This is a genomic window from Streptomyces changanensis (assembly GCF_024600715.1).
Lineage (GTDB): Bacteria > Actinomycetota > Actinomycetes > Streptomycetales > Streptomycetaceae > Streptomyces > Streptomyces changanensis.
In genome coordinates this window covers 4012400-4028539 of the sequence record NZ_CP102332.1, presented here as the reverse complement: position 1 = coordinate 4028539, position 16140 = coordinate 4012400, and the positions used below count along the sequence as shown (strand labels likewise).

At 71.4% G+C, this 16140-nt stretch carries 23 protein-coding genes; 2 read left to right on the top strand and 21 right to left on the bottom strand.

Translation table 11 applies throughout. The annotated features are described in order from the left end of the window. Positions 1-332 precede the first annotated feature (332 nt). The 21 genes from rplO to rpsJ all read right to left on the bottom strand — a co-directional run bounded on the left by rplO (position 333) and on the right by rpsJ (position 10056). Positions 333-788, bottom strand: coding sequence for a 50S ribosomal protein L15 (gene rplO, locus NRO40_RS18005; RefSeq protein ID WP_058942725.1), 456 nt, complete (start codon positions 786-788; stop codon positions 333-335). A gap of 1 nt (position 789) precedes the next feature. After that, positions 790-972, bottom strand: a complete 183-nt coding sequence (gene rpmD, locus NRO40_RS18000; protein WP_058942724.1) for a 50S ribosomal protein L30 — start codon at positions 970-972, stop codon at positions 790-792. Continuing rightward, complete coding sequence (gene rpsE / locus NRO40_RS17995; RefSeq protein ID WP_006376045.1) at positions 972-1577, bottom strand: 30S ribosomal protein S5; 606 nt, start codon at positions 1575-1577, stop codon at positions 972-974. The genes rpmD and rpsE overlap by 1 nt, the downstream gene beginning before the upstream one ends. Positions 1578-1620: 43 nt before the next feature. After that, positions 1621-2004 (bottom strand): 50S ribosomal protein L18, encoded by a 384-nt coding sequence (gene rplR, locus NRO40_RS17990; RefSeq protein ID WP_010473938.1) that lies wholly within the window; start codon positions 2002-2004, stop codon positions 1621-1623. A 3-nt stretch (positions 2005-2007) separates the two neighbouring features. After that, positions 2008-2547, bottom strand: coding sequence for a 50S ribosomal protein L6 (rplF, locus tag NRO40_RS17985; protein ID WP_058942723.1), 540 nt, complete (start codon positions 2545-2547; stop codon positions 2008-2010). Between the two features lie 21 nt (positions 2548-2568). Next, positions 2569-2967, bottom strand: a complete 399-nt coding sequence (gene rpsH / locus NRO40_RS17980) for a 30S ribosomal protein S8 (protein ID WP_010473942.1) — start codon at positions 2965-2967, stop codon at positions 2569-2571. A 262-nt stretch (positions 2968-3229) separates the two neighbouring features. Further along, complete coding sequence (locus NRO40_RS17975; protein WP_003948630.1) at positions 3230-3415, bottom strand: type Z 30S ribosomal protein S14; 186 nt, start codon at positions 3413-3415, stop codon at positions 3230-3232. 2 nt (positions 3416-3417) lie between these two features. After that, a complete protein-coding gene (gene rplE / locus NRO40_RS17970; protein ID WP_058942722.1) occupies positions 3418-3975 on the bottom strand; it encodes a 50S ribosomal protein L5 in 558 nt (185 codons plus the stop codon). Continuing rightward, the gene (gene rplX / locus NRO40_RS17965) at positions 3975-4298 is read right to left on the bottom strand and encodes a 50S ribosomal protein L24 (protein ID WP_058942721.1); all 324 of its coding nucleotides are present in this window, start codon (positions 4296-4298) and stop codon (positions 3975-3977) included. The genes rplE and rplX overlap by 1 nt, the downstream gene beginning before the upstream one ends. A 2-nt stretch (positions 4299-4300) precedes the next feature. Next, complete coding sequence (rplN, locus tag NRO40_RS17960; protein ID WP_003956455.1) at positions 4301-4669, bottom strand: 50S ribosomal protein L14; 369 nt, start codon at positions 4667-4669, stop codon at positions 4301-4303. Positions 4670-4770: 101 nt separating this feature from the next. After that, complete coding sequence (gene rpsQ / locus NRO40_RS17955; protein ID WP_058942720.1) at positions 4771-5055, bottom strand: 30S ribosomal protein S17; 285 nt, start codon at positions 5053-5055, stop codon at positions 4771-4773. Next, positions 5055-5279, bottom strand: a complete 225-nt coding sequence (gene rpmC / locus NRO40_RS17950) for a 50S ribosomal protein L29 (RefSeq protein WP_058942719.1) — start codon at positions 5277-5279, stop codon at positions 5055-5057. The genes rpsQ and rpmC overlap by 1 nt, the downstream gene beginning before the upstream one ends. Further along, a complete protein-coding gene (gene rplP / locus NRO40_RS17945) occupies positions 5279-5698 on the bottom strand; it encodes a 50S ribosomal protein L16 (RefSeq protein WP_017949658.1) in 420 nt (139 codons plus the stop codon). Before rplP ends, rpmC begins: the two co-directional genes overlap by 1 nt. 5 nt (positions 5699-5703) lie before the next feature. Beyond that, positions 5704-6537, bottom strand: a complete 834-nt coding sequence (gene rpsC, locus NRO40_RS17940; protein WP_058942718.1) for a 30S ribosomal protein S3 — start codon at positions 6535-6537, stop codon at positions 5704-5706. Then, complete coding sequence (rplV, locus tag NRO40_RS17935) at positions 6537-6884, bottom strand: 50S ribosomal protein L22 (RefSeq protein WP_009327087.1); 348 nt, start codon at positions 6882-6884, stop codon at positions 6537-6539. Before rplV ends, rpsC begins: the two co-directional genes overlap by 1 nt. A gap of 49 nt (positions 6885-6933) precedes the next feature. Continuing rightward, positions 6934-7215, bottom strand: a complete 282-nt coding sequence (rpsS, locus tag NRO40_RS17930) for a 30S ribosomal protein S19 (protein ID WP_031076666.1) — start codon at positions 7213-7215, stop codon at positions 6934-6936. 12 nt (positions 7216-7227) lie between these two features. Next, on the bottom strand, positions 7228-8064 hold the full coding sequence (rplB, locus tag NRO40_RS17925; protein ID WP_058942717.1) for a 50S ribosomal protein L2: 837 nt from the start codon (positions 8062-8064) through the stop codon (positions 7228-7230). Positions 8065-8105: 41 nt separating this feature from the next. After that, entirely contained in the window at positions 8106-8432 is a 327-nt protein-coding gene (rplW, locus tag NRO40_RS17920; RefSeq protein ID WP_058942716.1) for a 50S ribosomal protein L23, read from the bottom strand. Continuing rightward, the gene (gene rplD / locus NRO40_RS17915; RefSeq protein WP_058942715.1) at positions 8432-9082 is read right to left on the bottom strand and encodes a 50S ribosomal protein L4; all 651 of its coding nucleotides are present in this window, start codon (positions 9080-9082) and stop codon (positions 8432-8434) included. The genes rplW and rplD overlap by 1 nt, the downstream gene beginning before the upstream one ends. Before the next feature lie 7 nt (positions 9083-9089). Continuing rightward, complete coding sequence (gene rplC / locus NRO40_RS17910) at positions 9090-9734, bottom strand: 50S ribosomal protein L3 (RefSeq protein ID WP_058942728.1); 645 nt, start codon at positions 9732-9734, stop codon at positions 9090-9092. 13 nt (positions 9735-9747) lie between these two features. After that, positions 9748-10056 (bottom strand): 30S ribosomal protein S10, encoded by a 309-nt coding sequence (gene rpsJ / locus NRO40_RS17905; RefSeq protein WP_003948644.1) that lies wholly within the window; start codon positions 10054-10056, stop codon positions 9748-9750. Between the two features lie 794 nt (positions 10057-10850). Between rpsJ and NRO40_RS17900 the strand changes: the two genes are divergently transcribed. After that, positions 10851-12782 (top strand): RNA ligase family protein, encoded by a 1932-nt coding sequence (locus NRO40_RS17900; protein ID WP_058942714.1) that lies wholly within the window; start codon positions 10851-10853, stop codon positions 12780-12782. Then, entirely contained in the window at positions 12783-16076 is a 3294-nt protein-coding gene (locus tag NRO40_RS17895) for a poly(A) polymerase (RefSeq protein WP_058942713.1), read from the top strand. Positions 16077-16140 lie beyond the last annotated feature (64 nt).

Below are 16140 nucleotides of genomic sequence, written 5' to 3'. Positions count from 1 at the left end.
AGTCGGCAGTCGGCAGTCGTGCGAACGACCCGCGGTGGGCGACCCGGCGGCGGGCGGACCGCCCCGGCGCGAGCGACCTGCGGCGGGCCGGCAGTCGGCGGTCGGCGGTCCTGCAGACGACCCGGCGGCGAGTGGCGGGCGGGACTGCCGGCGACGGGCGGCGCGAGCGACCCGGCGGCGGGCGGACGGCCCCGGCCGCGGTGGACGGGTGTGAGCAGTGGGAGGCTGGGGCCGCCGCGGGCGGCCCCGGACGCGGGGGTCCCGGGAAAGGCCGACGGCCCGGGTGCCGCCCCCACGGGGGCGGCACCCGGGCCGTCAGGTCAGTACGAGGCTCAGACGAGCTCGGTGACCGTACCGCCGGCGGCGGTGATCTTCTCCTTGGCGGAGCCGGAGACGGCGTCGACCGTCACCTGCAGCGCCACGGAGACCTCGCCCTGGCCGAGCACCTTGACGAGCTGGTTCTTGCGAACCGCGCCCTTGGCGACCAGGTCGGCGACCGTCACCTCGCCACCCTCGGGGTAGAGGGAGGCGAGCTTGTCCAGGTTCACGACCTGGTACTCGGTCTTGAACGGGTTCTTGAAACCCTTCAGCTTCGGGAGGCGCATGTGGAGGGGCATCTGCCCGCCCTCGAAGCGCTCCGGAACCTGGTAGCGGGCCTTCGTGCCCTTGGTACCACGGCCGGCCGTCTTACCCTTCGACGCCTCACCACGACCCACACGGGTCTTGGCGGTCTTGGCGCCCGGGGCGGGACGGAGGTTGTGGACCTTGAGCGGGTTGTTCTCCGCCATGTCAGTCGACCTCCTCGACCGTCACGAGGTGGCGGACGGTCTGCACCATGCCGCGGAACTCGGGGCGGTCCTCCTTGACGACCTGCGTGTTGATGCCCTTGAGACCAAGGGACCGCAGGGTGTCGCGGTGGTTCTGCTTGCTACCGATGTACGACTTCGTCTGCGTGATCTTGAGGCGGGCCATTACGCACCCGCCCCGGCACGCGCACGGAGGAGAGCCGCGGGGGCGACGTCCTCGAGGGGCAGACCGCGGCGGGCCGCGATCTCCTCGGGACGCTGCAGGCCCTTGAGGGCCGCCACGGTCGCGTGCACGATGTTGATCGCGTTGGAAGAGCCGAGCGACTTCGACAGGATGTCGTGGACGCCGGCGCACTCGAGCACCGCACGCACCGGGCCACCGGCGATGACACCGGTACCGGGGGAAGCAGGCTTGAGCAGGACGACGCCCGCGGCCTTCTCGCCCGTGATCGGGTGCGGGATGGTGCCCTGGATACGGGGGACCTTGAAGAAGTGCTTCTTGGCCTCCTCAACACCCTTGGCGATGGCGGCCGGCACCTCCTTGGCCTTGCCGTAACCGACACCCACGGTGCCGTCACCGTCGCCCACCACGACCAGCGCGGTGAAGCTGAAGCGACGACCACCCTTCACAACCTTGGCGACGCGGTTGATCGCGACGACGCGCTCAACGTACGCGGTCTTCTCGGCGGCAGCAGCGCCGCCGTCACGGCCCTTCCGGTCCCGCCGCTCGCCGCCACCGGCACCGCTTCCGCGGCGCTGGGGTCCAGCCATTGGAATTACCTCTCTTCGTTTTCCGCTGAGCTACGGAACCGGCTCAGAACTTCAGGCCGGCTTCGCGGGCGGCGTCCGCCAGGGCGGCGATGCGCCCGGCGTACCTGTTGCCGCCACGGTCGAACACGACAGCCTCGACACCGGCGGCCTTGGCGCGCTCGGCGACGAGCTTGCCGACCTGCTGGGCCTTCGCCGACTTGTCGCCTTCGCCGCCGCGGATGGACGCGTCCAGGGTCGACGCCGACGCCACGGTGTGACCCGCGATGTCGTCGATGACCTGGGCGGTGATCCCACGGTTGGACCGGGTCACGACCAGGCGCGGACGCTCAGCGGTACCCGAGACCTTCTTACGGATGCGGATGTGGCGACGCTTGAGAGCAGCGCCCTTGTAGGCCTTGCCCTTGGCAATCTTCACGCCGTATGCCATGGCTTACTTACCAGCCTTTCCGACCTTGCGGCGGATGACCTCACCCGCGTACTTCACGCCCTTGGCCTTGTAGGGGTCGGGCTTGCGAAGCTTGCGGATGTTCGCGGCGACCTCGCCGACCTTCTGCTTGTCGATGCCCTCGACCGAGAACTTGGTCGGCGACTCGACCTTGAAGGAGATGCCCTCGGGGGCCTCCACCAGGATCGGGTGGCTGTAGCCGAGCTGGAACTCCAGGTCGGAGCCCTTCGCGGCCACGCGGTAACCGACACCGCTGATCTCGAGCGCCTTCGTGTACCCCTGGGTCACACCGGTGATCATGTTGGCCACCAGCGTGCGGGACAGGCCGTGGAGGGCCTTGTTCTGACGCTCATCGTTCGGGCGGGTGACGTTCAGAACGCCGTCCTCACCCTTGACGATCTCGATCGGCGCGGCGACGGTGTGGCTCAGGGTGCCCTTGGAACCCTTCACCGTGACCGTGCGGCCCTCGATGGTGACGTCCACGCCGGCGGGAACCGTGATGGGGAGCTTGCCAATACGCGACATTAGCTTTACCTCCGTTCCCGACTACCAGACGTAGGCGAGGACTTCCCCACCCACGCCCTTCTTCTGCGCCTGCTGGCCGGTCAGGAGGCCGTGCGACGTGGAGATGATCGCCACGCCGAGACCGCCGAGGACCTTCGGCAGGTTGGTGGACTTCGCGTAGACCCGGAGGCCGGGCTTCGAGATCCGCTTGATGCCCGCGATGGAGCGCTCACGGTTCGGGCCGAACTTCAGCTCGAGGACGAGGTTCTTGCCGACCTCGGCGTCCTCGACCTTCCAGCCCGTGATGAAGCCCTCCTGCTTGAGGATCTCCGCGATGTGGGACTTGATCTTGCTGTGCGGCATCGTCACGGTGTCGTGGTACGCCGAGTTCGCGTTCCGCAGACGCGTAAGCATGTCTGCGATCGGATCAGTCATGGTCATGAATTGGCCTTCGGCCTCTCTCGCCGGGGTTTCCTGTATGCGCCATCCCTCTCCCCACTCATGGGCGGGACGGGTGCGGTGCGGGGACCTACGGCGTAGTAAGTCGTACGGGCGGCAGGCGCCCAACCCCACAAGCCTACGGCATGCGGAGGAGGGCCCCTGCCGTCCAGATGCTTACCGAGAGCCCGGCATCAACCCGTTGTCGATCCGTCGCCCGCCGGGCACCCCGTGGGGTGCTGGTGGGAGACGGGCGGGGGGTTGATTACCAGGAGCTCTTGGTCACGCCCGGCAGCTCGCCACGGTGAGCCATCTCACGGAGGCACACGCGGCACAGGCCGAACTTGCGGTAGACGGAGTGCGGCCGGCCGCAGCGCTGGCAGCGGGTGTACCCGCGCACACCGAACTTCGGCTTGCGGGCGGCCTTAGCGATCAGAGCCTTCTTCGCCACGGTCAGTTCTCCTTGAACGGGAAGCCGAGGTGACGGAGGAGGGCACGACCCTCGTCGTCGTTGGTCGCCGTGGTGACCACGGTGATGTCCATGCCCCGGACCCGGTCGATCTTGTCCTGGTCGATCTCGTGGAACATGACCTGCTCCGTGAGACCGAAGGTGTAGTTGCCACGGCCGTCGAACTGCTTCGGGGACAGACCGCGGAAGTCGCGGATGCGCGGCAGCGCGAGCGACAGGGTGCGGTCCAGGAACTCCCACATGCGGTCGCCACGGAGCGTGACGTGGGCACCGATCGGCTGGCCCTCACGCAGCTTGAACTGCGCGATGGACTTGCGGGCCTTGGTGACGGCCGGCTTCTGACCGGTGATCGTGGTGAGGTCGTGGATGGCGCCCTCGATCAGCTTGGAGTCGCGGGCGGCGTCGCCCACACCCATGTTGACCACGATCTTGACGAGGCCCGGAACCTGCATGACGTTCTCGTAGGAGAACTCCTCACGCAGCTTGCCGACGATCTCCTCGCGGTACTTCGTCTTGAGACGCGGGGTCGTGGTGGTAGCCATCAGATGTCCTCACCCGTCCGCTTGGCAACGCGGATCTTGTTGCCTTCCTCGTCGAAGCGGTAACCGACGCGGGTCACGACCTTCTGGCCGTCCTTCTCCACGACGAGCTGGACGTTGCTCACGTGGATGGGGGCCTCGACCGTGACGATGCCGCCGGCCTGGGAGGCACGGCCCGGCTGGTTCGCCTTGGTGTGCTTCTTGACCCGGTTGACACCCTCGACCAGAACGCGGTCCTCGCGGGGGAAGGCCGCGATGACCTTGCCCTGCTTGCCCTTGTCCTTACCGGTGATGACCTGGACCAGGTCGCCCTTCTTGATCTTCATGCTTACAGCACCTCCGGCGCGAGCGAGATGATCTTCATGAACTTCTTCTCGCGCAGCTCACGGCCGACCGGGCCGAAGATACGGGTGCCGCGAGGGTCGCCGTCGTTCTTCAGAATGACGGCGGCGTTCTCGTCGAAGCGGATGTACGAGCCGTCCTGGCGGCGGCGCTCCTTGACGGTGCGAACGATGACCGCCTTGACGACGTCACCCTTCTTCACGTTGCCACCGGGGATCGCGTCCTTGACGGTGGCGACGATGACGTCACCGATGCCCGCGTAGCGGCGACCGGAGCCACCGAGCACACGGATGCAAAGGATTTCCTTCGCACCAGTGTTGTCGGCGACACGCAGTCGCGACTCCTGCTGGATCACGTCTATCTCCTGATTGTCTGCCGGTTCCCGGCGCCCGTGGGCGAACCCACGGGACGCCGAGCCTGGCGGAACGAAACTCGAAGGGTTACCCCTTCAAGTGCTTACTTGGCCTTCTCGAGGATCTCGACGACGCGCCAGCGCTTCGTCGCGGACAGCGGCCGGGTCTCCATGATGAGGACACGGTCGCCGACACCCGCGGCGTTCTGCTCGTCGTGCGCCTTGAGCTTGTTCGTACGGCGGATGACCTTGCCGTACAGCGCGTGCTTCACACGGTCCTCGACGGCGACGACGACGGTCTTGTCCATCTTGTCGCTGACGACCAGACCCTCACGGGTCTTGCGGAATCCGCGCTCAACCTTGTTCTCAGTCACGTTGCTCTCGCTCATCAGGCGCTCTCCACCGTCTCGATGCCCAGCTCGCGCTCGCGCATCAGGGTGTAGATCCGGGCGATGTCCTTACGGACGGACTTGAGCCGACCGTGGTTCTCGAGCTGTCCCGTGGCCGCCTGGAAGCGGAGGTTGAACAGCTCTTCCTTGGCCTCGCGGAGCTTGCCGACAAGCTCCTCGTTGCCCAGCTCGCGCAGCTCGGACGCCTTGGTACCGGCCGACATCACGCCTCACCTGCCTCGCGCCGAACGATCCGGCACTTCATCGGAAGCTTGTGAGCAGCGCGGGTAAGCGCCTCACGCGCAATCTTCTCGTTCGGGTAGGACAGCTCGAACATCACCCGACCGGGCTTGACGTTCGCGACCCACCACTCCGGGGAACCCTTACCGGAACCCATGCGGGTCTCGGCGGGCTTCTTGGTCAGCGGGCGGTCCGGGTAGATGTTGATCCAGACCTTGCCGCCACGCTTGATGTGGCGGGTCATCGCGATACGAGCCGCCTCGATCTGGCGGTTGGTCACGTACGCCGGAGTGAGGGCCTGGATGCCGTACTCGCCGAACGCAACCTGCGTACCACCCTTGGACATACCGCTGCGCTTCGGGTGGTGCTGCTTGCGGTGCTTGACCCTACGGGGGATCAGCATTTCGGTCAGGCCTCCGTTCCGGTGCTCTCAGCCGGAGCAGCGGCAGCGGCCTCGGCCTTGGGGGCCTCGGCAGCGGCGTTCTGCTGCTGCGGCTTGCGGCCGCGACCGCCACGCTCGCCACCACGGCCACCACGGCCGGCGGGGCGGTCAGCGCCGCCACGGGCCGGACGGTTGCCGGCGCGGGCCGCGGCGTTCTCGGCGCGAACCTCGGCGATGTTCTTGACGTCGCCCTTGTAGATCCAGACCTTCACGCCGATGCGGCCGAAGGTGGTCTTGGCCTCGAAGAAGCCGTACTCGACGTTCGCGCGGAGCGTGTGCAGCGGCACACGGCCCTCGCGGTAGAACTCCGAGCGGGACATCTCGGCGCCGCCGAGACGGCCACCACACTGGATCTTGATGCCCTTGGCGCCCGCCTTCATCGCCGACTGCATGCTCTTGCGCATGGCACGGCGGAAGGAGACGCGGGAGGACAGCTGCTCGGCCACGGCCTGGGCCACGAGCTGAGCGTCGACCTCGGGGTTCTTGACCTCGAGGATGTTCAGCTGGACCTGCTTGCCCGTGAGCTTCTCGAGGTCGCCGCGGATGCGGTCGGCCTCGGCGCCGCGGCGGCCGATGACGATGCCGGGACGCGCGGTGTGGATGTCCACGCGGACGCGGTCACGGGTGCGCTCGATCTCCACCTTCGAGATGCCGGCGCGCTCCATGCCGGACGTCATCATCCGACGGATGGCGACGTCTTCCTTGACGTAGTCCTTGTACAGCTTGTCGGCGTACCAACGCGACTTGAAGTCGGTGGTGATGCCGAGCCGGAACCCGTGCGGGTTTACCTTCTGGCCCATTACCGGGTTCCTTCCTTGCTGCTGACGACCACGGTGATGTGGCTGGTCCGCTTGCGGATCCGGTAGGCACGGCCCTGGGCACGCGGACGGAACCGCTTCAGGGTCGGGCCCTCGTCGACGTACGCCTCGCTGATGAACAGCGAAGAGGCGTCCGTGTGGTCGTAGTTGTGCGCGGCGTTGGCAATGGCGCTGTCCAGCACCTTGCCCACCGGCACGCTCGCGGCCTGCGGGGCGAAACGCAGGACCGCCTGAGCCTCCGTGGCGTCCATGCCACGGATGAGGTCCACCACGCGGCGGGCCTTCATGGGCGTGACGCGGATGTACCGCGCCTGGGCCCTGGCTTCCATGGTTGTCCCTTCAGTGTCTGACACGTTCGTCATGGTCTGTCACCCCGCGTTAGCGGCGCTTCGACTTCCGGTCGTCCTTGACGTGGCCGCGGAAGGTGCGAGTCGGCGAGAACTCGCCGAGCTTGTGGCCGACCATCGACTCGGTGACGAACACCGGGATGTGGGTCTTGCCGTTGTGCACCGCGATCGTGTGGCCGAGCATGGCCGGGACGATCATCGAGCGACGGGACCAGGTCTTGATGACGTTCTTGGTGCCTGCTTCGTTCTGAGAATCCACCTTCTTGATCAGGTGGTCGTCGACGAAGGGCCCCTTCTTGAGACTACGCGGCATCTAAACCCGCTCCTAGCGCTTCTTGTTCGTCTTGCGGCGGCGGACGATGTACTTGTTGCTCGCCTTCTTGGGAGAACGAGTACGACCCTCCTTCTGACCCCAGGGGGAGACCGGGTGGCGACCACCGGAGGTCTTGCCCTCACCACCACCGTGCGGGTGGTCAACCGGGTTCATCGCCACACCGCGGACGGTCGGGCGAACGCCCAGCCAGCGCTTGCGGCCGGCCTTGCCCCAGTTGATGTTCGACTGCTCGGCGTTGCCGACCTCACCGATGGTGGCGCGGCAGCGGACGTCGACCAGGCGGATCTCACCGGACGGCATGCGCAGGTGGGCCATCTGGCCCTCCTTCGCGAGCAGCTGCACGGAGGCACCCGCGGAGCGGGCGAACTTGGCGCCACCACCGGGACGGAGCTCGATCGCGTGGATCGTGGTACCGACCGGGATGTTGCGCAGCGCCAGGTTGTTGCCGGGCTTGATGTCGGCGCCGGGACCGTTCTCGATCCGGTCGCCCTGGCTCAGGCCACGGGGGGCGATGATGTAGCGCTTCTCGCCGTCCGCGTAGTGCAGGAGCGCGATGCGCGCGGTGCGGTTCGGGTCGTACTCGATGTGAGCGACCTTCGCCGGCACGCCGTCCTTGTCGTGACGACGGAAGTCGATCACTCGGTAGGCGCGCTTGTGGCCACCGCCCTGGTGGCGGACGGTCACACGACCGGTGTTGTTACGGCCGCCCTTGCTGTGCAGAGGGCGGACCAGCGACTTCTCCGGCGTGGACCGCGTGATCTCGACAAAGTCGGCGACGCTGGAGCCACGACGGCCCGGAGTCGTCGGCTTGTACTTGCGGATACCCATTTCTCAGTCCTCGTCCGATATTCGGACGATCCAGACCGCCCTTAGGCGGTCGGACCGCCGAAGATGTCGATACGGCTGCCCTCGGCAAGGGTCACGATGGCGCGCTTGGTGTTGGCGCGCTTGCCGAAACCGGTGCGGGTGCGCTTGCGCTTGCCCTGACGGTTGATCGTGTTGACCCCGACGACCTTGACCGCCGGCCAGACCGCCTCGACGGCCTGCTTGATCTGGGTCTTGTTCGCGCGCGGGTCGACGATGAACGTGTACTTGTTCTCGTCCAGCAGCGCGTAGCTCTTCTCGGAGACGACCGGCTTGACGAGAATGTCGCGCGGGTCCGAGAAGGTCTTGCTGGTGACGACGGCCTCAGTCATCAGGCGTCGCTCCCTTCGGTCTCAGCGGTCTGGGGGCCAGACACGAAGGACTCGAAAGCGGCCTTGGTGAAGACCACGTCGTCGGAGACGATCACGTCGTACGTGTTCAGCTGGCCCGGCTCCAGGATGTGAACCTGGGGCAGGTTGCGGGCGGAGAGCCACGCGGCCTCGTCGGCGCGGTCGACGACCAGGAGCAGGTTCTTGCGCTCCGAGATCTTGCCGAACAGCGTCTTGGCGGCCTTGGTGGAGACCTCGCCCTCGACCACGCCGGTGACGACGTGGATGCGGGAGTGACGCGCCCGGTCCGAGAGGGCACCGCGGAGGGCGGCGGCCTTCATCTTCTTCGGGGTGCGCTGCGAGTAGTCACGCGGCACGGGGCCGTGGACGACGCCACCGCCGGCGAACTGCGGGGCGCGGGTCGAGCCCTGACGGGCGCGGCCGGTGCCCTTCTGGCGGTACGGCTTCTTGCCGCCACCGCGGACTTCGCCACGGGTCTTGGTCTTGTGCGTGCCCTGACGGGCAGCGGCCAGCTGGGCGACGACGACCTGGTGGATCAGCGGAACGCTGGTCTTCGCGTCGAAGATCTCCGCGGGGAGCTCGACGGTACCGGCCTTGTCGCCTGCCGGCGAAAGGATGTCAATGGTGCTCATCGTTACCTCAGGCCCCCTTGGCCGCGGTACGGACCAGGACGAGGCCGCCGTTCGGACCGGGGACCGCGCCCTTGATGAGCAGCAGACCCTTCTCCGCGTCAACGGCGTGGACGGTCAGGTTCTGGGTGGTGACCCGCTCGTTGCCCATGCGGCCCGCCATGCGGAGGCCCTTGAACACGCGGCCCGGGGTGGCGCAGCCACCGATGGAACCGGGCGAGCGGTGCTTGCGCTGGGTGCCGTGACCGGCGCCGAGGCCCTTGAAGTTGTGACGCTTCATGACACCGGCGAAGCCCTTGCCCTTGCTCTTGCCGGTGACGTCGACCTTGACGCCCGACTCGAACACGGCAGCGGTGATCTCCTGGCCGAGCGTGTACTCGCTGGCGTCAGCGGTACGCAGCTCCACCAGGTGGCGGCGCGGGGTGACGTCGGCCTTGGCGAAGTGACCCTTGAGGGGCTTGTTCACCTTGCGCGGGTCGATCTCGCCGAAGGCGATCTGGACCGACTCGTAGCCGTCGATGTCGTTCGTGCGGACCTGGGTGACGACGCAGGGCCCGGCCTTGACGACGGTGACCGGGACGACCCGGTTGTTCTCGTCCCAGACCTGGGTCATGCCGAGCTTCTCGCCCAGGACGCCCTTAATGTTCTTAGCCATCTCGCGCGTCACCTCAGAGCTTGATCTCGATGTCGACGCCCGCCGGCAGGTCGAGACGCATGAGCGAGTCGACGGTCTTCGGCGTGGGGTCGAGGATGTCGATGAGGCGCTTGTGCGTGCGCATCTCGAAGTGCTCGCGCGAGTCCTTGTACTTGTGCGGCGACTTGATGACGCAGTACACGTTCTTCTCAGTGGGCAGCGGCACCGGGCCCGCGACCGACGCACCAGTGCGGGTCACCGTCTCGACGATCTTCTTCGCCGAGGAGTCGATGACCTCGTGGTCGTAGGCCTTGAGCCGGATGCGGATCTTCTGTCCCGCCATGGCTACTCAGTAGTCCTGTCTCTCGTAACGCTCTGGAACCTGGTGGGCTTCATGTCTTCTCCGACCCACGCGGTCGGGCGTGTCGCATTCCCTCTACGAAGATCTCCCGAAGGATTTCCCAACCAAGGGGGTGCGGGCCTGTGACCGCGGGTCCGGGGGAGACACCCACCGGGTGCCTGGTCGGAGCCCCGCTGACACTTCCCGGAAGATTCCCGTACGTCCGCCCCACGTAGGGACGACGAGTACTGTGGGACTCGCTTCCGGTCCTCCCGGCGGGAGGCGCGCAGCATCGGCACTCAACCGAGCAACCCGGACAGTCTGCCATACGGGGCAGCCGCAAAGCGAATCGAGCCGATGAGAATACCCCGGGGCTCCTATCGATCAAACCGGGGCACGCGGGTACGCCGCCTTCACCCCGCCTCCGACCGCCGGTAGGACGGGGGCGCGGGGGTGGCGCCGGGCCGTCGGCGAGGCGGGTGGGGCCGACCCCGAAGAGGGCGCCGAGGGCGGGTCGTGGTCGTGGTCGTCGTGGCCTTCGCCTTCGCCCTCGCCAGTCCGCCCAGGCCGCGAGCAGCCCCTCGCCGTGCGCATCGACTTCGGCGGCGGCAGCGAGCGGGTGTCCGGGCCGGGGTGCGCGAGCCGGGGCGCGCGAGCCGGGGGTGGCGGCGGCCGCCCGCGCCATCGCGCCGGGCGGCTGAGCCCGGAGGGCCGGCCGGCGGTTAATCGGTCGTACGGCGTCGGGGCGGCTCCTACAGTGACCGGGCACGTCACAGACCGACGGGGGTCGATCCAGCATGGTCGCGCAGCAGCCGCGCACCCACTATCCGCGCACGCCGCACCTGCCCTGGTCGCCGGGGGTGGCCGGGGACGACGTCCGGGCCGCCGACCTGTCGGGGTTCGCCGGGCGGGAGGTGGTGGTCACCGAGAAGCTCGACGGGGAGAACACCACCCTGTACGCCGACGGGCTGCACGCGCGGTCGCTCGACTCGGCGCACCACCCGTCGCGGGCGTGGGTCAAGGCGCTGCAGGCGCGGATCGGGCACGCGGTCCCGGCGGGGTGGCGGGTGTGCGGCGAGAACGTGTTCGCCCGCCACTCGCTCGCGTACGACGCGCTGGACGGCTACTTCTACGGCTTCTCCGTATGGGACGGGCACGGGTGGTGCCTGGACTGGGACCGGACGGTGGTGTTCCTGCGCGGGCTGGGGGTGCCGGTTCCGCGCGTGCTGTGGCGCGGGGTCTTCGACGAGCGGGCGCTGCGGCGGCTGCGGGTGGACACCGCCCGGCAGGAGGGGTACGTCGTCCGGACCGTCGAGGGGTTCCCGGCGGCGGAGTTCGGGCGGCGGGTCGCGAAGTGGGTGCGCGCCGCGCACGTGCGGACCGGTACGCACTGGGTGCACGCCGCCGTCACCCCGAACGGCCTCGGGGCGTCCGCCGCGCTGTGGGACGTACGGTCCGGGGCGGCGCCCGACGCGGGGGCGCTGCTCGCCGCGGTCGGCGTGGCCGACGGGGACGCGACGGCCGCCGCCGAGACCGCCGCACGGCTGGGGGCGGGCGGCGGTCTCGGCGCGGGGCCCGAGGCGGGCGGCCCGGGGCCCGGCGGTGGGGGCGGCGGGAGGCCCGGCGCGGGGCTGGGCGCGGGCGGCGTGTGGCTCGGCGGCGGGGGCGGCGTGTGGCTCGGCGGCGGGGGCGGCACGGGGCCGGACGTGGCCGGGGGCGCGGGCGCGGGCGGCGGTGACGCGGGGCGTGGCGGTGGCCGTGACGTGGTGGTGGGCGGGGGCGGTGGTGACGCGCGGCTGGCCGGGGTGCTGGCGGCGCTGCTGCACCGGGAGCGGCGGGGCCCGCTCGCCGGGCGGCTGGCGCGGGCGGTGGGGCTGCCCCTGGCCCGGCGGGTCGCCGACCTGGTGGGGTTGCAGGGCGTGCTGCACCGCCCGTACCCGGACGAGGAGCGGGCCGCCGGCCTCGTACGCCTGTCGTACGCCGCCGACCTGCGCGTCCTGCACGCCGTCGCGGCGGCCACCGCTCCCGGGGCGGAGGCGCGGGAGCAGGTGGAGTGGTCGGTGCTCTTCGCGGAGGAGGTGCGCGGGCTGCCCGGCGGACCCGACGGGACGTGCGCCGCGGTGGACCCGTTCGCCGGGCTGGAGCCGGACGCGGCCGCGCGGTGCCGGGGCGAGGCGCGCGAGCTGCGCGCGCTGGGGCGCGTCACCACGCCGGAGGAGGCCGTCGCCGCCACCTGGCGCTGGCGGGACGGGGGCTTCCCGCGCCTGGTGCACCTGGTCGGGCCGTCGGGCAGCGGCAAGAGCACCTTCGCGCGGGGCCTGCCCGGGGTGGGCGCGTACGTCTCCCTGGACGCCGTCCGCGAGGAGCGCGGGGACCGTGCCGACCAGCGGGCGGGCGGCGACGTGCTGCGGGCCGCCCTGGGGCGGCTCGACGCGGCGCTCACGGCGGCCGCCCCCGCCGGCGGGACCGTCGTCTGGGACGCCACCTCGCTCAACCCGCACCAGCGCTCCCTGGTCCACGCCGTGGCACGCCGCCGGGACGCCCTGGTCACCCACGCGGTGGTGCTGGTCGACGAGGAGGAGCTGGTACGGCGCAACGCCGTGCGGGAGCACCCCGTACCGGCCGCGGTCCTCACGGCGCAGCTGCGCCGGTTCGTACCGCCGTACCCGGGCCAGGCGCACCGCACCTGGTACGTCGGCGCGTGCGGCACCGTGGAGGAGGAGGCGTAGGTGCGCACGAGTGACGAGATCTACCACCGGGTCCGGTGGGACGCCCGGTTCGACCCGGCGCGGTTCACCGTCGGCGTCATGCAGCGCGGGGCGGCGCCGAAGCGCGTGCCGCTGCCGGCGTTCGTGCCCGGCGGGGACGTGCCGTGGCACCGGGTGCTGTTCTTCGAGGCCGACGGCGAGGTGGTCTGGGACCGGGTGACCGGGGTCGACCGGATCGACGCGACCGCCGCGGGCCGGGTCCGGGAGGCGCGGCTGCTGCGGTCGCCGTTCTTCACGGCGCGCCGGCCGTACGCGTGGGACTCGGCGGCCGGTCGCTGGGAGCCGTGCGGCGGCTCGGGCGGCGCCGGCGGCGGGCCGGGCGGCGGACTTGCTGCGGGCGGGGGGCCGGGCGGTGGGGCCGGCGGCGGGCTTGCTGCGGGCGGGCGCGCCGACGTGGTTCCGGCGGTCGCCGGGCTGCGGGTGCTGACGTGGAACACCTTGTGGGACCGGTACGACAGCGACCGCATCGACACGGCGCGGCGCCGCCCGCTGCTGCTGGAGGCGCTGCGCGACGCCGACGCGGACGTGATCGCCCTGCAGGAGGTCGAGGCGGAGCTGCTCGGCATGCTGCTCGCGGCGCCGTGGGTGCGCCGGGGGTACGCCGTGTCGACGGACCCGGGCGGGCGGGACGTCGGCGAGTGCGGGCTGCTGCTGCTCAGCCGCGTACCGGTGCGGGAGACGGCCGTGCACGTCCTGGGCCCGCACAAGGCGGTGGCGGCGGTGGTCCTGGAGACCGGTGCGGTTCGGCCGCCGGTGGTCGCGGTGACGCACCTGAGCAGCGACCACTCGCAGGACGGCGCCGGGCGGCGGGCGGCCGAACTGGCCCGGCTGGCCGAGGGGTTGGCGGCAATCGACGCGGACGTGGTGCTGGCCGGGGACCTCAACGACGGCGGCGACCTGCCGCAGACCGCGCTCGGCATGCGGGACGCGTGGAGCGAGGTGCACGGGCCGGGCGACCGCACGCCGACGTTCGACCCGGGCAGGAACCCGCTGGCCGCCGTCTCCTCGCTGTCGGGCCGCGCGTCGCGGCTGGACCGGGTGCTGCTGCGCGGCCAGGGGCTGCGCGCGGACGCGGCGGTACTGGCCGGTGACGCGCCGGGACCGGAGGGGCTGTTCGTCTCGGACCACTACGGGGTGGTGGTCGACCTGGGCGTCGACGGCCCGCCGGACACGGGCTCGGGCCCGGGCTGCGGCTCCAGCTCCGGCTCCGGCTCCGGCTCCGGCTCCGGCTCCGGCTCCGGCTCCGGCTCCGGCTCCGGCTCGGTGGACGGTGATGTGGCGGGGGCCGGGGCCGGGACGCTGGACGTGGGGCCGACGGTCCGTACGGCGGTGGCGTGGCTGCCACCCCGAGGGCTGTGGCCGGGGATCCAGGACGTCCGGCGGGAGCACGACCCGGGGTTCCTGCGGTGGCCGCCGCACGTGAACCTGCTGTTCGGCTTCGTCCCGGAGGCGGAGTTCGAACGGGCGGCGGAACTGGTGGCGAAGGCCGTGCGGGGGGTCGCGCCCTTCGACGCCCGGTTGGAGGGCGTCCACAGCTTCGGCCACGGCGAGGACGCCACCGTGTGGCTGGACCCGGCGGCCGGTGGCGAGGCGCCGTGGGGGGAGCTGCGCCGGGCGCTGGAGCGGCGGTTCCCCGGGTGCCGCGGCACCCGGTCCGGGTTCACGCCGCACCTGACCCTGGCCAGGACCGGTGACGCGCACGCCCTGGCCGCCTCGTCGGAGGGGCGGGTGGGCGGCGGTTCGGAGGCGCGCGTCGGCCACCTGGCGCTGCTGTCGCGGCGCGGCGACGAACCGATGCGGGTCCGGGCGACGGTCGCCCTCGGCTCCGGCGAGGTGCGGTGGCGGGACGACGAACCGCCGGCGGACGCGGGGCCGGCGGACCGGGAGTCGGCGGACCCGCGGCCGGTGGATGCCGGACCGGACCCGTGGGCAGCCCCGGCCCTGACACCCGCCGAGGAGGACCCCGACACGACCCACGCGGCACACGCGACCCACTCGGCCCGTGCCGCGCGGGCCGCACGTCCCGCACGTGCCGCGTGCCTCGCGCGGCTGGTGGCCGAGGCGCTGCCCGAGGGCGTCGTACACGTGGTGGGCTCGCGCCGCATGGGCTGCGCCCTGCCGGGCGCCGACCTGGACCTGGTGGCGGCCCTGCCCGGTGACGCGGACCTGGCCGGGGTGCGGGCCCGCGTCACCGCCGCGCTCCCCGGGGTCCGGCACGTACGCGAGGTGATCGGCGCCCGCGTGCCCGGGTTGCGCCTCACCGTCCGCTACGACGACACCCCCGCCCCGGACGGGACCGAGGCCGGCCCGGGCGGCGGCAGGGCCCGAGCCGCAGATCCGGACCCCGCCGTGGACCGGACCGTGGACGCGGTCGCGGACGGGTCCGCCGACCTCGTCGTGGACCTCGTCGTGGTCGCCACGGGCGCCGTACCGCCGGGGGACGCCGTGGCGCGCCGGGCGGAACTGGACGCGGCCGCCGCCGTGGCGCTGAGCGCGGTGAGCGACGCGGACGCCGTCCTCGCCGAGGTGGGCGACCGGCGGGCGGCCTTCGTCGGGCTGGCGCGCGAGGTGAAGCGGTGGGCGCGGGCGCGCGGCCTGGACGCGGCACCCCTCGGTGGCCTTCCCGGCCTGGCGTGGAGCCTGCTGGCGACCCGTACGGTCGGCGAGGCCGACGACCTGCGGCCGGCGGAGCTGCTGCGGCGCTTCTTCGCCACCTGGGCCGCGTGGGACTGGCGGGTCCCCGTGGACTTGCCCGGAGGTCCCGGGGACGCGCGGCCGACGGCGCCCGGGGCCCTGCCGCTGACGGTGGTGACCCCGACGCATCCGCGGCGCCCCTGCACGGACCAGGTGACCCCGGGCGGCCGGGACCTGCTCACGCAGGAGCTGTACCGGGCGTGGGAGCTGCTCGAAGACGGCGGGCCCGGCGGCCTGGAGCGGCTGTGCGCCCCACCTGCGCTGCACCGCCGCCACGCCGCCTGGGCGGTCGTCTCCGTACCGCCGGGTCCCTTGGAGGGGCGCGTACGCGGCCGTATGCGCGCCCTGCTCACCGCGCTGACCGAGGCGGGCGCGCCGGACGCCCACGCCTGGCCCCGGCCGTTCGACACGGGGCCGGGCGGGCTCCGGTACGCCGTGGGGCTGGGCGCCGTACCGCCGGACCGCGCCGCCCTCGCGGCCGTCGCGGAACGCTGGCTGCGGGGCCTGCCCGGGGTGACGCTGACGTGGGCGGACGGCGGGGAGGTGCCCACGCTCCGCTGACGTGCGCGGGTGCGCGGCCGTCGTCGGGTCCCGGCCCGTCGTCGGGGTCCGACCGGACGACGGT

What these genes read in the sequence shown, in the direction of transcription:
- rplO (WP_058942725.1), bottom strand. Translation starts at nt 788, where the DNA reads ATGGCGGAGAACAACCCGCTCAAGGTCCACAACCTCCGTCCCGCCCCG.
- rpmD (WP_058942724.1), bottom strand. Translation starts at nt 972, where the DNA reads ATGGCCCGCCTCAAGATCACGCAGACGAAGTCGTACATCGGTAGCAAG.
- rpsE (WP_006376045.1), bottom strand. Translation starts at nt 1,577, where the DNA reads ATGGCTGGACCCCAGCGCCGCGGAAGCGGTGCCGGTGGCGGCGAGCGG.
- rplR (WP_010473938.1), bottom strand. Translation starts at nt 2,004, where the DNA reads ATGGCATACGGCGTGAAGATTGCCAAGGGCAAGGCCTACAAGGGCGCT.
- rplF (WP_058942723.1), bottom strand. Translation starts at nt 2,547, where the DNA reads ATGTCGCGTATTGGCAAGCTCCCCATCACGGTTCCCGCCGGCGTGGAC.
- rpsH (WP_010473942.1), bottom strand. Translation starts at nt 2,967, where the DNA reads ATGACCATGACTGATCCGATCGCAGACATGCTTACGCGTCTGCGGAAC.
- rplE (WP_058942722.1), bottom strand. Translation starts at nt 3,975, where the DNA reads ATGGCTACCACCACGACCCCGCGTCTCAAGACGAAGTACCGCGAGGAG.
- rplX (WP_058942721.1), bottom strand. Translation starts at nt 4,298, where the DNA reads ATGAAGATCAAGAAGGGCGACCTGGTCCAGGTCATCACCGGTAAGGAC.
- rpsQ (WP_058942720.1), bottom strand. Translation starts at nt 5,055, where the DNA reads ATGAGCGAGAGCAACGTGACTGAGAACAAGGTTGAGCGCGGATTCCGC.
- rpmC (WP_058942719.1), bottom strand. Translation starts at nt 5,279, where the DNA reads ATGTCGGCCGGTACCAAGGCGTCCGAGCTGCGCGAGCTGGGCAACGAG.
- rplP (WP_017949658.1), bottom strand. Translation starts at nt 5,698, where the DNA reads ATGCTGATCCCCCGTAGGGTCAAGCACCGCAAGCAGCACCACCCGAAG.
- rpsC (WP_058942718.1), bottom strand. Translation starts at nt 6,537, where the DNA reads ATGGGCCAGAAGGTAAACCCGCACGGGTTCCGGCTCGGCATCACCACC.
- rplV (WP_009327087.1), bottom strand. Translation starts at nt 6,884, where the DNA reads ATGGAAGCCAGGGCCCAGGCGCGGTACATCCGCGTCACGCCCATGAAG.
- rpsS (WP_031076666.1), bottom strand. Translation starts at nt 7,215, where the DNA reads ATGCCGCGTAGTCTCAAGAAGGGGCCCTTCGTCGACGACCACCTGATC.
- rplB (WP_058942717.1), bottom strand. Translation starts at nt 8,064, where the DNA reads ATGGGTATCCGCAAGTACAAGCCGACGACTCCGGGCCGTCGTGGCTCC.
- rplW (WP_058942716.1), bottom strand. Translation starts at nt 8,432, where the DNA reads ATGACTGAGGCCGTCGTCACCAGCAAGACCTTCTCGGACCCGCGCGAC.
- rplD (WP_058942715.1), bottom strand. Translation starts at nt 9,082, where the DNA reads ATGAGCACCATTGACATCCTTTCGCCGGCAGGCGACAAGGCCGGTACC.
- rplC (WP_058942728.1), bottom strand. Translation starts at nt 9,734, where the DNA reads ATGGCTAAGAACATTAAGGGCGTCCTGGGCGAGAAGCTCGGCATGACC.
- rpsJ (WP_003948644.1), bottom strand. Translation starts at nt 10,056, where the DNA reads ATGGCGGGACAGAAGATCCGCATCCGGCTCAAGGCCTACGACCACGAG.
- NRO40_RS17900 (WP_058942714.1), top strand. Translation starts at nt 10,851, where the DNA reads ATGGTCGCGCAGCAGCCGCGCACCCACTATCCGCGCACGCCGCACCTG.